Below are 14,269 nucleotides of genomic sequence, written 5' to 3' on the forward strand. Positions count from 1 at the left end.
ATTAAAATGGTATCACAAACATTTACTATAACTAATAGTCAGGGTTTCCATATGAGACCTGCAGGAACTTTTACATCTGCTATGGGTAAGTACCAAAGCACAGTTACTATCGTTAAAGATGGCAACAGAATTGATGGTAAAAGCATTATGAACCTAATTGCTGCTTGTATCAAGTGTGGCACAGAAATCACAGTTGAGATTGAAGGTCCGGACGAAGAAGCTGCAATGAAAGAAGCTGCTGAAATGATTTCAACAGGCTTTGGTGAATAATTAATCGTTAGTTAAGTACATTAGCAGGAGAGTTATTTATTATAATTCTCCTGCTTTTTCTTTTAAGAGGTGAAATTATGTTAAAAGGTGTAAACGCATCAGAAGGTATCGGTATTGGTAAAGTAATGCTTATTGAAGAAGTTTCTCTTGATTATGAGAAGAAACAGATTACAGATACTCAAGCTGAAATTGACAGATACAGAAAAGTTTTTGACGCATATTGTGAAAAAACAGAAAAACAAGCTGAAAACATTAAGAACACTATTGGTGAAAAAGAAGCTGACATTATTCTTGGTCACCTACTTATGTTGAAAGACCCTGCAATGAGCAGTTCAATTGAGGGTAATATTTCCAGTGGTTGTTGTGCTGAAGATGCAGTTGCTCAAGTATGTGATATGTTCATTGGTGTATTCTCAATGGCTGATGATGAACTAACAAAACAGAGAGCATCTGATGTTGAAGATATTAAAAACGGTCTTATTACAATGCTACTTGGTAAGGAAGAAGTTGACATTGCCTCTGCCCCATCCGGTACAGTTCTTGTTGCTAAAGACTTAACACCGTCAATGACATCTTGTATTGTGAAAGAAAACATTGTTGGTATTGTAACAGAAGTTGGTGGCAAAACAAGCCACTCTGCAATTTTAGCAAGGGCAATGGAAATTCCGGCAGTACTTTCTGTTCCTAATGTTATGGAAACATTTGAGAACGGTCAAGAAATTATTGTTGACGGTAGTCATGGTGAAGTAATTGAAAATCCTAGTGACGGTGAAATTGCTATCTATAGAGAAAAGACCATTGAATACAAAAAAGAAAAAGAAGAACTTAAGAAGTTTATCGGCAAAGAAACAGTAACTGCTGATGGTGTAAAAGTTGAGCTATGTTGCAACATTGGTAAACCTGATGATGCTGACGCAGTTCTATCTAAAGACGGTGAAGGTGTTGGTCTATTTAGAACAGAGTTCCTATATATGGACAGTTCATCTATTCCAACAGAAGAAGAACAGTTTGAGGCATATAAGAAAACTGTACTAAAACTTGGTGACAAGCCACTTATCATTCGTACACTTGATGTTGGTGGTGACAAGGATATTCCTTATCTTGGTTTATCAAAAGAGGATAATCCATTTATGGGATTTAGAGCAGTTAGATATTGCCTACACAGAGAAGATGTTTATAAGCCTCAGCTTAGAGCATTACTAAGAGCAAGTGCTTTTGGTAATATTAAGATTATGATTCCACTTGTAACTTGTATTGATGAAGTTAGAGAAGTTAAGGCTATGATTGAAAATATTAAGGCTGAGCTTGACTCTGAAAACATTGCTTACAACAAGGATATTCAAGTTGGTGTAATGGTTGAAACACCTGCTGCATCTCTTATTGCTGACTTATTGGCAGAAGAAGCTGACTTCTTCTCTATCGGTACTAATGACCTTACAGGTTACACAATGGCAGTTGACAGAGGCAATGCTGATGTAGCTTACTTATACTCAGCTTTCCAACCGGCAGTACTAAGAAGTATCAAGAAGATTATTGAAGACGGTAAGGATATTATGGTTGGTATGTGTGGCGAAGCTGCTGCTGACCCACTGCTAATTCCTCTACTACTTGCTTTTGGTCTAGATGAATTTTCAGTTAGTGCAACATCTGTACTAAAGACAAGAAAGATAATCTCTCAGTGGACTATTGATGAGGCAAAAGAAGTAGCAAATAAAGCACTTACACTAAAAACAGAAAGTGAAGTAGTTGAGTACTTAACATCTGTTGCAAAGTAATTTTAATAGTAAAACTATCTACGGAGCATATGAAAATATGCTCCGTTAATTATTTAACGAATTTTAATGTTGAAAAACCACATTTTTAGGCTATATTCAATAGAAAATGTGAATATTTCATTGACAAAGACTACTCCGTTAGTGTAAAATGAAAGTACGGTATAAAATTATGTTAGGAAGTATACACATGTACAAAATTATAAGTAAACAGGTGCTTAATCCTACCGTAACTAAGATGGAAATTGAAGCACCACTAATTGCTAAAAAAGCACAACCAGGTCAGTTTATCATTTTAAGAACTGACGAAAACGGTGAGAGAATTCCTCTAACTGTTGCTGATTATGACAGAGAAAAGGGTACTGTAACAATCATTTTCCAGATTGTTGGTGCTACTACTAATCAGCTAAACTCATTTAATGAAGGGGACTATATTCATGACTTTGTTGGTCCTCTAGGCAAACCAACAGAAACAGAAGGCTTAAAGAAAGTTGCTGTTGTTGGTGGTGGCGTAGGATGTGCTATTGCATTCCCTATTGCTAAAAAACTTCATGAAATGGGTGTTGAAGTTCACTCAGTAGTTGGTTTTAGAAACAAAGACCTTGTTATCCTAGAAGATGACTTTAAGAACAATTCTGATGTATTTAAGCTAATGACAGATGACGGTTCTTATGGTGAAAAGGGTCTTGTAACTAACGCTCTAGAAGAACTAATCAAAGAAGGCAACCAGTATGATGAAGTTATCACAATTGGTCCACTTATTATGATGAAATTCGTATGTCAGCTAACTAAGAAGTATGATGTAAAAACCATTGTATCAATGAACCCAATTATGATTGATGGCACAGGTATGTGTGGTGGTTGCAGACTTACAGTTGGCGGTGAAACAAAGTTCGCTTGTGTTGATGGCCCTGACTTTGACGGTCACCTTGTTGATTTTGACGAGGCTATGAAGAGAGGTCAAATGTACAAAGAATTTGAAAGACACGCTTACGAAGAAAGTTGTAACCTTCTAAATAAGGAGGTAAAATAAGATGCCAAATATGAAAATTCCAAGAACAGATATGCCACAGCAAGAACCTGCAGTAAGAGCTAAGAACTTCCTAGAAGTTGCTACAGGCTATACAATGCAGATGGCTCTTGATGAAGCAAGCAGATGCCTACACTGTAAGCACAAGCCTTGCGTAAACGGTTGTCCTGTTAATATTAATATTCCTGATTTCATTAAGATGATTACTGAAGAAAACTTTGAAGGTGCTTATCAGGTAATTTCCGAAAGTTCTTCCCTACCTGCAGTTTGTGGTAGAGTTTGTCCTCAGGAATCTCAGTGTGAATCAAAGTGTGTTCGTGGTATTAAGACAGAACCTGTTGCTATCGGCAGACTAGAAAGATTTGTTGCTGACTATCACAATGAACACTCAACAGAAAAAATTCAGAAGCCTGAATCAAACGGTCATAAGGTTGCAGTTATCGGTAGTGGTCCTAGTGGTCTAACTTGTGCCGGTGACCTAGCTAAACTTGGCTATGAAGTTACTATCTTTGAAGCACTACACACAGCAGGTGGTGTTCTACAGTATGGTATTCCTGAATTCAGACTACCAAAGGCTATTGTTAATAAGGAAGTTGACAACCTAAGAGATTTAGGTGTTGATGTTGAAACTAATATGGTTATCGGTAGAGTGCTTTCTATTGATGAACTAATGGAAGATGGTTATGAAGCAGTATTCATCGGTAGTGGTGCAGGTCTTCCAAGATTTATGAACATTCCCGGTGAAAACCTAAAGGGTGTTTACTCAGCTAACGAATTCTTAACAAGAGTTAACCTAATGAAGGCTTATAAAGAAGGTAGCACAACACCAATTATGCACGCTAAGAGAGTTGCAGTTGTTGGTGGTGGTAATGTTGCTATGGATGCTGCCCGTTCAGCACTAAGACTAGGTGCAGAGGAAGTTAACATTATCTATAGAAGATCTGATGCTGAACTTCCAGCCAGAGCAGAAGAAGTACATCACGCTAAAGAAGAAGGCATTATCTTCCGTACACTTACAAACCCTGTTGAAATCCTTGGTGATGAGGATGATGCAGTAACAGGCATTAAGTGTGTTGAAATGGAACTTGGCGAACCTGATGCAAGTGGTAGAAGAAGACCTATCGTTAAGGAAGGTTCTGAATTTACTATTCCTATGGATTGTGTAATTATGTCTATCGGTACATCCCCTAACCCACTAATCAAGTCTACTACAGAAGGTCTTGATACTCAGAAGTGGGGTGGCATTATTGCTGATGAAGATGGTCTAACAAGCCGTCCATTCGTATATGCCGGTGGTGACGCAGTAACAGGTGCTGCTACAGTTATCCTAGCTATGGGTGCAGGTAAAAAGGCTGCTGCTGCTATTGACGAAGCTATTAAGAATAAGTAATTTATTCTACATATAAGCTAAAAAAGAGCAATCACAATTGTGATTGCTCTTTCTTGTTTCTATGAAATTGACAAAAGTAAAACCTCATCTAAAAAGATGAGGGTTATTTTTTATTTTGCAAGTGTTACATTAAGTTTGTTATCTACATTTAGTTTAACTACTTTTGTAGATGATTTTTTGTTGCTACTTTGATACTTTATTGTATAAGTAACTTTGCCTTTCTTAAGTCCTTTAAAAGTAAAGATGTATGTTGCACCTTTATTATTGAACTTTAAATCAGCACTAATATTAGCAACTGACTTATCTGAACTATGATATGAATAATTGTAATTAGTTGTTGATGTTGTATTTAGCTTTAGAACATAATTCTTTGGAGGAATTGTCTTAGTAACATTTTTGTTTTCATCAACAGTTAGGTTAATAGTTTTCTGACTAATTGTCTTTTTCTTTGTGCCATACTTTAGTGTTGCAATAGCACTTCCCTTTTGCTTACCGATAAAGGTAAATGTATACTTACAAGTTGTCTTTGATACATTCTTTTTCTTTACAGTAAAGTTAACTGACTTTTTGTTGTTTACTGTACAAGTCCAGCTATAACCTTTGGACTTATTAGCATTTAGGTTTAATGTGTAATTCTTTGCCTTTGTTGTTGCACTTGCTGAAACAATAAAAGTTGAAAGACAAAGTGCCAAAACTAAGAATAATGAAATAATTTTTGAAAACTTTTTCATAATAAATGCTCCTTACTTTTTCTTTTTGTTCTTAACTTTTCTATAAACTAATATAGCTACTAAAACCACCAACACACCAATTAGAATACCGTACTGTAAAGTCATATTGGTTTCCAGTGGATTTTCTGCATGATTAGTACCTTTTTGTACAATAGGTACGGTTGAAGTAAATTCTTCTACTGCATTCATTGATTCGGAATTAGCAAGTAAATTGTACATAACGCCTCCATTAATCAGCTTGAACATAAAAAGTATCAACAATCATTTTAAAGAACTTTTTGTTATCCACTTTATATTCAACATAATTTTTACCATCTTTATCTTTACCGGGTACTTTCTGAATATCAGCACTTGTGATACCTTTACGAAGTAAATCGGTAGCAAGGTAGCTAACCTTTGATGCCGACAAATTAGTTGTCATATAAGGTTTTGCTGAATTGTAAATAGTAACCGGTGTAGTAATATCACTTTTTGTCATAGAAACTGTTTTGTCTATAAATGCGTTTAAATATGCCTTTTGTCTTACCATACGGTTATCATTATAGTTAGCAGTTTCGTGGTTTCTTGAACGAACAAAACTCTCGGCATCTTTACCGTGAAGTTCATATGTTTGACCTTCATTGTACACAACCTTATTATTATCATCCTTATATGTAACAGGTGAAGTAACAGTAACACCACCGATAGAATCGTTTAATGCTGAGATACCACTAATATCAAGTGCAGTATAAGACTGAGCTACAGGAAGTCCATAAAACAATCTTCTGACTGACCTTACTGTGTTTTCTGCTGATGTTTCTTTGCCATCACCATAAGCATAAGAAAGACAAATCTGGTTATTTTCTGTACGGATAAAGTCACCTGCAGTATTGTACAAATCAATATCTACCATTGTATTACGGCTAATTTGGAATGTTGTTGTAACACCATTGTCTGTGTCAATAGCAATTAGATAAAGAGCATCAGCTTGACCACCTGTACCAACTACATTCTTAACAGTACCAAGTTCATCCTTATCAACACCCATAAATAGAATTGAAGTCATACTGTCTTTGTATCTATAATTATGACCGTTATAGAAAATATAGTTACCGTTATCAATAACCTTTGTATCTGATGGTGGATTTAGTGACATACCACTTTTATCGAGAAGTCCGTTCTTGCCTCTATAATACAAGAAACCGAAAGTACCCACTACAAGTAAACACAAACCTAAAATGCAAGAAAGAATTGTAATCAAAATTTTCTTACTTTTCTTCATTTTGTGCTTATTGTGTTGACTTTTATTTTTATTTTCAGTAGGGTTAATTCTCTTTCTCTTAACAGAAGAAAGTACATAACCTGAAACACCATCAACATCAATTGCAGTATCATTCGCAATATTTTTTATTGGAGCATTCTTGTTGAAATCTTTACTTTCTTCAATTAGAGGACTATCTTCAATTTTAATTATTTTATCGTTATTCTGTTCTTTCATTTTTTATCAATACACCTTGAACTAAAAATCTGTTTTCAGGACGGTTGTTGGTACAGGTGCTAAGTGTAATTAGCTTATCGTTAATTGTTACCTTAGAACCTTTTCTTACATTGCTGACTATTGCGTTAGTAGGATTTAAACTATAGTCAATATATTCTTTAAAGACCTTATCATCTCTAAAATGGTCAAAAGAATTATTTATATGTCTATCATCATATTCATAAGCTGAATACACTTTATAGGTCTTGATACTCTTAGGAGTATATACCTTAAAAGTTTTGTGCTTTGAGAAAAAGCCGGAATCTTCAAACTTATGCAAATCAGCAAACATAGTGCCATTTGCCATATTATGACCATAAAGAATAGTATTTCTGTCGGAAAAATCAGGTTGGTTATAACTTTCCATATAGATAGAACCGGCATAAAGATAGTTCTTGTAATAATCTCTATGGAGATAGAAACTTTGGTCACTTTCTGGTGTTCTCAAGATTGGATAATCAATGTTGGTATCAGAAATCTTAATCCACCCAACAATATCCTTATTAATCTTATTTAATGCCTTAAAGTCGATAGGATTTTTCTCTTTAGTTTTCTTAACATTAGGTTTATTGTCGTCTGTTAATGTTGGTGAAACAACTTGGCTGGATAACTTTTTGTACTGACTCTCACCATTAGTACAAGAAGAAGCATTTAAAACAAAAAACAAAACACAACAAACACATAGTACAAGTGAGATTATGAAAACAACTAGCCAAACTAACTTTTTCTTAGGCTTTTTTTCAGGTTCATTCTCTTTAATAATATCTTCAATAGATTTATTTTCTACTAGATTTTTATCTTCTTTCATAATAAAACTCCTTTAGAAAAATTATACCATAGTAAGGAATTTGGGTCAAACAAAAAATCCCCTACTTAAAAAGTAGGGGTATAATCTTTGTGATTACTTTTTCTTTGAAGTATATTTCTTATATGCAAACAAAGAAGATAGACCTAAACCGGCAGCAATAAGAACTGAATATGCAACATAGTCACCTGTTACAGGAGAAGTTGTTGAATCACCTGTACCGTTTGTACCATCTGTACCGTTGCCACCACCATTATTACCATTATCTCCACCACCACCTGGGTTACCGGTATGGTTTGATGGGTCTTCGTTAGTATTTCTTGGACGAGTTGTTGTAGCTACAGGACTTTTTCTACTAGCAGCACTAAAGCTAATTGATGAGAAACAAACTGTCATTGCTACAACAGTAATTGCTAAGATTGCAAATATTTTTTTCATTATAATTTCCTCCTATATTTAAGGATAACAACTCATATTATTTATAATTTATTATATCACAATAATAATTAAAAATAAAGTTTTTTTCTAAAAATGTTATACAAAATTATTGAGAAAATTTGTGCAATTTATTGAATTAAATAGTACCTTTTGTAGAAAGTACACCATTAATTCTTTGGTCAACAGTTGTTGCCATATCAAGAGCCTTTGCAAAGGCTTTAAATGTTGCTTCAATAATATGATGGTCGTTAACACCACGCATTTGTACAAAATGAAGATTCATCATTGCACTATATGAAATTGCATAGAAAAATTCATCAACCATACAATTATCCATTTCGCCTGTTCTATCATTTGTAAACTTTAAGTCAGATACATAGTAAGGTCTGCCTGATAAATCAACACCACACATTACAAGGGTTTCATCCATTGGCAATAGGAAATTGCCATATCTCTTAATGCCTGACTTATCCCCTAATGCTCTTCTGATAACTTCACCCAGAACAATACCTGTATCTTCAATGGTGTGGTGACAATCAACATTAAGGTCGCCTTTAACCTTTACTTCAAGGTCAAACAGTCCATGCTTAGCAAATCCTTCTAGCATATGGTCGAAGAAACCAATACCGGTTTTGATTTTACTTTTGCCACTACCATCTAAGTTAATTTTAATATAAATGTCAGTTTCTTTAGTAACTCTTGTTACTTCTGCAATTCTATCCACTATAATTCTCCTTTATTCGTTAAAGAATTATTCTTCTTCAAATCTAACAAGTGCTGCATTTTCGTGAGCAGTTAAACTTTCACAACGAGCAAACTTAGCAACATCTTTATAAACACCTTTTAGGGCATCCTGTGAATAATAGATTATGCTTGATTTCTTTACAAAGTCATCAACTGAAAGTGGTGAGAAGAACTTTGCAGTACCGTTAGTTGGAAGAACATGGTTAGGACCTGCAAAATAGTCACCAAGTGATTCACAACTATAGCTACCTAGGAAGATAGCACCGGCATTCTTAATCTTTGTCATTACTAGGAATGGATCGGCAGTCTGAATTTCAAGGTGTTCTGATGCAATTTCATTTGCTGCATCAATAGCTTCATCCATATTCTCTGCAACTAGGATATAACCAAAGTTATCAAGTGACTTTGAAATAATTTCTTTTCTTGAAAGAACTGCAACAAACTTATCAACTTCAGCAGAAACTTTCTTTGCAAAGTCTTCACTAGTAGTAATAAGAATTGCTGATGCAAGTTCATCATGTTCAGCCTGACTAAGCAAATCGGCTGCAACAAATCTTGGGTTTGCAGTTTCATCGGCAATAACAAGGATTTCTGAAGGACCTGCAATACTGTCAATATTAACAAAACCATAAACAGCTTTCTTAGCTAAAGCAACATAAATGTTACCCGGACCTACAATCTTATCTACCTTTTTGATGCTATCAGTACCGTAAGCTAAAGCACCGATTGCCTGTGCTCCACCTACCTTATAAACTTCATCAACACCGGCTTCATTAGCAGCAACTAAAACTGCAGGGTTAACTTCGCCTTCACTGTTACAAGGTGTTGTCATAATAATTTCCTTAACACCGGCAACCTTTGCAGGAACAATGTTCATAAGTACAGATGATGGATAAACTGCCTTACCACCCGGTACATAAACACCGACTCTTTCAAGTGGTGTAACCTTTTGTCCTAGGATTGTGCCATCTTCTGTTGAGTTAAACCAACTGTTCTGTCTTTGCTTTTCGTGATAAGACTTAACATTTACAAGTGACTTCTTGATAACTGTTAATAGGTCTTCTGAAACCTTAGAATAAGCATCCTTAATTTCTTCTTCTGTTACACGGATATTGTCTTTATTAAGACCAAACTTATCAAACTTCTTAGTATATTCAAAAAGTGCCTTGTCGCCATTTTTCTTAATATTAGCTAAAATATCAGCTACAACACTTTCATAACTACCGTAGTTATTAGGACTTCTCTTTAGCATCCCCTCAAGGATATTGTTCTTTGATTCTTTAGTTAATTTTACAATTCTCATTTTCTTATCCTCTCTTACCACTAATATATGAGTCTAGGAATGATATTAATTCTTCCATTTCTCTTTCTGTACCGATTGTAATTCTTAGATAGTCATTAATTCTTGGTGCATTAAAATGTCTAACAAAGATTTTATTTTCTTTTAAAGCATTAAACAATTCTTCACCACTAATTTCATTATGCTTAGCAAAAATAAAGTTAGATGAACTATCTAAGAAAGTAAAGCCTAGTTTTGTAAGACTTTCTTTAGTCTTTTCTCTTGTATCAATAATCTTGGCTACAATATTCTTAAAGTATGTATCATCATTAATAGAAGCAACACCACACTTAATTGCAACATCAGACATTGTGTATGAATTAAAGCTGAATTTCACAGAATTTAGAACAGAAATTAACTGTTCATTACCAATACAATAGCCAATACGCATACCTGCCATTGAGCGTGACTTTGAGAATGTTCTTGTAACAATAAGGTTGTCGTACTTATTGATTAGAGAAAGAGCAGTTTCTCCACCAAAATCGATATAGGCTTCATCAACAATAACAACCTTGTGCTTATTCTCAATAATAATATCTTCAATATCAGATAAAGGAAGTGTTAGACCTGTTGGAGCATTTGGATTAGGAAATACTATACCACCATTGTCTACCATATAGTCCTTTGGTACAATGTTAAAGTTTTCATCCAAAGGTACTTCCCTATATTTAATTTGGAAAAGGTCAGCCCAAACTTTGTAGAAAGCATAGCTTACATCAGGAAATAAAATTTCCTTACCACTATTGAAGAATGACAAGAAACACATTGCAAGTACATCGTCAGAACCTACACCTACAAAAACATTTTCTTTCTTAAAATGATGATAGTCGGCAATAGCTTGTACCAAATCAGTAACATCCGGATCAGGATACTTTCTAAAGGAATTGTTATCCACTTTAGCAAGTGCATCCAGTACAGATGGTGATGGTGGATATGGATTTTCGTTAGTGTTTAGTTTAATAACATCATTGTCCTTAGGTTGTTCACCGGGAACATAAGGAACAACTTTTCTAAAATTGTCTTCAATCATCATTTTTCCCTCTGTTTTAAAATCTCTTTCTTATAAATCACATAGGTTTTGTGCAAAATATTACACACCCAAATATATTATACTTCAAACACATCATATAGTCAATAAAACAAAAGGATAAACCCCACACTATTATAGCGTGGGGTTTAAAAAGAGAAATATATTATGAAATTCTTACTAGCATTTTTTGAATTGCAGAACAATCCTTGATGTTAATTTTGCCATCATTGTTTACATCTGCAACTGCCTTTTGGGCATCTGTTAAAGTTAATCTTTTAACAGTATATTTCTGTAGAATTGTAGCATCTTGTACAGTAATCTTACCATCAAGGTTCAAGTCACCAATTAAACCTCGGCGAGTTGACTTACCTTCAATTACAATATTGTTTACTGCAATTTCGCCACCTGTTGGGTTATCTGATGTACTGCCACCTGCAATAGTTGTTGTTGATGTTGCAATAATTCTAATTGTAACACTCTTTGCACCATTACAATCTTCAGGAAGTTTAACCTTGTTAATATAGTTAGTTAAAATCTTTCTGTTATCAGAAGTAATTGTAAAGTTAGAGTTTGAAATATCTGTAAAGTTTGTACCGTCAATGCTATACTGCATTTTCCAATTTGCCGGTGCTTTACTACTACCACCCATACTAATTGAGAATGTTAAATCTTTACAATCAGTACCATCAAAAGTAGTTTGAATATATGGAGTTTCTCCCCAAGGGTTCTTCTTACCGGCTGACATTACAGGTACAATCTCATCACTGTCTTTACCGTATTCAGCGTCTGACCATTCAAGTGCTCTTCCATTCTTACCATCCATAGATAGGAACAAATCAGCCTGACCGAATGTTGCCTTGTAACCGGACTTGTCGCCATATTCTTCTAGCTTATCACCGGTATTCTTACCTGTATTGTCAAAATAGAATTCTGAAATTGTATTTTCACCAACCTGATGTTCAGGTTTTGTTGGCTTTGTAGGATCTGTTGGTTCTGTAGGGTCAGTTGGCTTTACAGGTTCTACATAATAATCAATAAACATATTTGACATATATGCAGCACGGCTAATTGCCCAATCTACCATATAATCATATACACCCTTAAATGTATTTGTATCATACTTAGTAGCAGTTGTGCTCTTTGTATATGTCTTTGTCTTATAATCGAAACTTAGTTTATAAAGTGTGCTATGGTCTGCTAACCACTGTGGTTCTGGGTTTAACAATCTACCGGAAGTATAGTTCATTTCTGCTGAGTCTTTAACTAGATTGTAGTAAACATCTGATGAATATAATTCTCCGAAAGAAATATTTTGTCCCTTAAATAGATATTCAATAGCAGGTACAAAATCTTTATACCATAGTTCTCCACTTCTCTTTTTGATAACAGGGTTTTTGTACATTAGAGTACACATATTTCTATCGCCTTTAGTTGAAATATATGAACCTTCAGGCTTTGTATATGTACCACCACCAAAACCTGCTGCATTACCTAGTGAATTATCATAGTCCCATGTAGGTGCTGCATATAACTTATAATTACCGTTAGCATCTTTTTTGTTTACAAAATAGAATGAACTTACACCGGCATCCCAGTTTTTACAATATTCATTTAGTAGGTACATTCTGGCAAATGAATCAACATCAATAACATCAGCTAAATCTTCGTGATTATTCTTAACTGCATTATACATTTTCTCAAACTTTGCCTTAATGTAGTTATAAGCATTGGTATAGCCCTTATCTGATGAAGTAATATCAGGTGAAACTACTTCAACATTTTGACCACAAGTATAGAATGCAAAGCCTTCTGCTGCACCATCAATCTTAATAACAAATGGGAAATCAGTTGGTGTTGTACCGTCTTCGTTAATATATTCTTCACCTGTCATATCAGAGATTAAGTTATCAGTACCAACATCAATCTTCTGACATAGCTGATATGAACCAAGATATACACCATTCATATAGAAATCAGCATATCTACTGTCTGAGTTATATGGAATACCAACCTGATCACCTAGATCATATAGGAATCTATTACGAGATAGTGAGTCATCTTGATAGTTAGCAACAATGCTATATTTCTTTGTCTTTTCCATACCTGCAACAGAAAGTGCTGAATCAAAGTTAAGGTTAAATGACTTCTTTGACTTTGCCCAAGAAGTGTTACCTCTACCCTTTACTTTCTTAATTGAAGTATCAGTAATTTTACCGTTACTTTCTGTAACTGCTGCAGTAGCCTTTGCGTTATTTGACTTATCGGCACTTAGATAAGACAATAAATCTTGACCGTTAAAACTTGCTGCATTATTTACATAAACTGCACATTCAGCGCCACTTCTCATAATATTTAAAGTGTAGCTAGTTGAATTTACAGTAACAGTATATTTACTGTTTGGTGTGTAATTCATAGTAACTGTTGACTTTGAAGGAATTTCAACATTGCCAATCTTTACTGTTGAAGAGAATGTGTTATAAATATCAATCTTAGATTTATCAGTTGATGATGGTAAGAAGAAATAGTAGTCACCACTATCAGTTAATTTACCTTTTTCATCATACTTATGTTGCCATACCTGCCAAGCCTCTGTTTCATTTTCGTTAGCAGTTACACCGTGAACATAAAGGTTATTAGCCTTTGCATAACTAAACTTATATTCACCGGTTGAAGGTTGTGACGGTTCAGTAGGTTTAGTTTCTGTAGGCTTTTCACCATATTTACCAACAGAACCATTGCCCTCTAGATCTGTTGCAAATACACAGTTGTTGCCTTTTGCAAAATCTTCATATGTAAGAACAGGAGAATTGTTCCATAGTGTATCAGAACTACCTCTCCAAAATCTTATTGCCTTTGCACCGGCAGTTTCATTAGTAAATGTATAACTAAACTTATAGTTACCTAAGTCATTAGTTACCTTTACCGGATTATATTTTGTTTTGTCAGCAGTATTAATAGAAACATTTTTTCCATCATTATCTGCCTTTGAATATTCTGTAAAATTAATATACTCTGTAGCATAGGCACTAGTCCAATTATCACCACAGGATGAACAATCAAAGTATACTGTATCACCTGATTTAAAACCATCAGTTGATGTTGTTTCTGCAAATACAGCAGAGGAAGCTGTAAACATTGAAGTAACAATCATCATTACAGATAGAATGATTGCAACGGGTTTTTTAATCATTTTTATCCCTCCTA

General features: G+C 34.5%; 13 protein-coding genes. 4 read left to right on the top strand and 9 right to left on the bottom strand.

Translation table 11 applies throughout. The features are described 5' to 3' along the window. The first annotated feature begins 6 nt into the window (after positions 1 to 6). From E5Z56_RS00390 to gltA, 4 genes are all read left to right on the top strand, one after another. A complete protein-coding gene (locus E5Z56_RS00390; RefSeq protein ID WP_138156021.1) occupies positions 7 to 270 on the top strand; it encodes an HPr family phosphocarrier protein in 264 nt (87 codons plus the stop codon). A 77-nt stretch (positions 271 to 347) separates the two neighbouring features. Beyond that, positions 348 to 2,045, top strand: a complete 1,698-nt coding sequence (gene ptsP / locus E5Z56_RS00395; RefSeq protein WP_138156022.1) for a phosphoenolpyruvate--protein phosphotransferase — start codon at positions 348 to 350, stop codon at positions 2,043 to 2,045. A 187-nt stretch (positions 2,046 to 2,232) separates the two neighbouring features. After that, entirely contained in the window at positions 2,233 to 3,075 is an 843-nt protein-coding gene (locus tag E5Z56_RS00400) for a sulfide/dihydroorotate dehydrogenase-like FAD/NAD-binding protein (RefSeq protein ID WP_138156023.1), read from the top strand. Between the two features lies 1 nt (position 3,076). After that, positions 3,077 to 4,462: an NADPH-dependent glutamate synthase gene (gene gltA, locus E5Z56_RS00405; RefSeq protein WP_138156024.1), complete on the top strand. Its 1,386-nt coding sequence runs from the start codon at positions 3,077 to 3,079 to the stop codon at positions 4,460 to 4,462. Between the two features lie 110 nt (positions 4,463 to 4,572). On the opposite strand, the gene E5Z56_RS00410 is transcribed toward gltA, so the two are convergent. From E5Z56_RS00410 to E5Z56_RS00450, 9 genes are all read right to left on the bottom strand, one after another. Next, positions 4,573 to 5,193: a protease inhibitor I42 family protein gene (locus tag E5Z56_RS00410; RefSeq protein WP_138156025.1), complete on the bottom strand. Its 621-nt coding sequence runs from the start codon at positions 5,191 to 5,193 to the stop codon at positions 4,573 to 4,575. A 12-nt stretch (positions 5,194 to 5,205) separates the two neighbouring features. Beyond that, positions 5,206 to 5,412, bottom strand: coding sequence for a hypothetical protein (locus E5Z56_RS00415; RefSeq protein ID WP_138156026.1), 207 nt, complete (start codon positions 5,410 to 5,412; stop codon positions 5,206 to 5,208). Between the two features lie 10 nt (positions 5,413 to 5,422). Next, a complete protein-coding gene (locus E5Z56_RS00420) occupies positions 5,423 to 6,670 on the bottom strand; it encodes an LCP family protein (RefSeq protein ID WP_138156027.1) in 1,248 nt (415 codons plus the stop codon). Continuing rightward, entirely contained in the window at positions 6,654 to 7,517 is an 864-nt protein-coding gene (gene srtB, locus E5Z56_RS00425) for a class B sortase (protein ID WP_138156028.1), read from the bottom strand. Before srtB ends, E5Z56_RS00420 begins: the two co-directional genes overlap by 17 nt. A gap of 93 nt (positions 7,518 to 7,610) precedes the next feature. Beyond that, entirely contained in the window at positions 7,611 to 7,952 is a 342-nt protein-coding gene (locus E5Z56_RS00430) for a hypothetical protein (protein WP_138156029.1), read from the bottom strand. A 136-nt stretch (positions 7,953 to 8,088) separates the two neighbouring features. Then, positions 8,089 to 8,676 (bottom strand): imidazoleglycerol-phosphate dehydratase HisB, encoded by a 588-nt coding sequence (hisB, locus tag E5Z56_RS00435; protein ID WP_022506163.1) that lies wholly within the window; start codon positions 8,674 to 8,676, stop codon positions 8,089 to 8,091. 27 nt (positions 8,677 to 8,703) lie between these two features. Next, complete coding sequence (gene hisD, locus E5Z56_RS00440) at positions 8,704 to 9,999, bottom strand: histidinol dehydrogenase (protein ID WP_138156030.1); 1,296 nt, start codon at positions 9,997 to 9,999, stop codon at positions 8,704 to 8,706. Positions 10,000 to 10,003: 4 nt separating this feature from the next. After that, the gene (gene hisC, locus E5Z56_RS00445) at positions 10,004 to 11,068 is read right to left on the bottom strand and encodes a histidinol-phosphate transaminase (protein ID WP_138156031.1); all 1,065 of its coding nucleotides are present in this window, start codon (positions 11,066 to 11,068) and stop codon (positions 10,004 to 10,006) included. 160 nt (positions 11,069 to 11,228) lie between these two features. Further along, the gene (locus E5Z56_RS00450) at positions 11,229 to 14,255 is read right to left on the bottom strand and encodes a CotH kinase family protein (RefSeq protein WP_138156032.1); all 3,027 of its coding nucleotides are present in this window, start codon (positions 14,253 to 14,255) and stop codon (positions 11,229 to 11,231) included. Positions 14,256 to 14,269 lie beyond the last annotated feature (14 nt).

The sequence above is a fragment of the Ruminococcus bovis genome (assembly GCF_005601135.1).
GTDB classification, from domain to species: Bacteria; Bacillota; Clostridia; order Oscillospirales; family Acutalibacteraceae; genus Ruminococcoides; species Ruminococcoides bovis.

Excerpts from the sequence above, each read along its gene's own strand:
- E5Z56_RS00415 (WP_138156026.1), bottom strand. The coding sequence starts at position 5,412 with ATGTACAATTTACTTGCTAATTCCGAATCAATGAATGCAGTAGAAGAA.
- ptsP (WP_138156022.1), top strand. The coding sequence starts at position 348 with ATGTTAAAAGGTGTAAACGCATCAGAAGGTATCGGTATTGGTAAAGTA.
- srtB (WP_138156028.1), bottom strand. The coding sequence starts at position 7,517 with ATGAAAGAAGATAAAAATCTAGTAGAAAATAAATCTATTGAAGATATT.
- E5Z56_RS00430 (WP_138156029.1), bottom strand. The coding sequence starts at position 7,952 with ATGAAAAAAATATTTGCAATCTTAGCAATTACTGTTGTAGCAATGACA.
- gltA (WP_138156024.1), top strand. The coding sequence starts at position 3,077 with ATGCCAAATATGAAAATTCCAAGAACAGATATGCCACAGCAAGAACCT.
- E5Z56_RS00410 (WP_138156025.1), bottom strand. The coding sequence starts at position 5,193 with ATGAAAAAGTTTTCAAAAATTATTTCATTATTCTTAGTTTTGGCACTT.
- E5Z56_RS00450 (WP_138156032.1), bottom strand. The coding sequence starts at position 14,255 with ATGATTAAAAAACCCGTTGCAATCATTCTATCTGTAATGATGATTGTT.
- E5Z56_RS00420 (WP_138156027.1), bottom strand. The coding sequence starts at position 6,670 with ATGAAAGAACAGAATAACGATAAAATAATTAAAATTGAAGATAGTCCT.
- E5Z56_RS00400 (WP_138156023.1), top strand. The coding sequence starts at position 2,233 with ATGTACAAAATTATAAGTAAACAGGTGCTTAATCCTACCGTAACTAAG.
- E5Z56_RS00390 (WP_138156021.1), top strand. The coding sequence starts at position 7 with ATGGTATCACAAACATTTACTATAACTAATAGTCAGGGTTTCCATATG.
- hisD (WP_138156030.1), bottom strand. The coding sequence starts at position 9,999 with ATGAGAATTGTAAAATTAACTAAAGAATCAAAGAACAATATCCTTGAG.
- hisC (WP_138156031.1), bottom strand. The coding sequence starts at position 11,068 with ATGATGATTGAAGACAATTTTAGAAAAGTTGTTCCTTATGTTCCCGGT.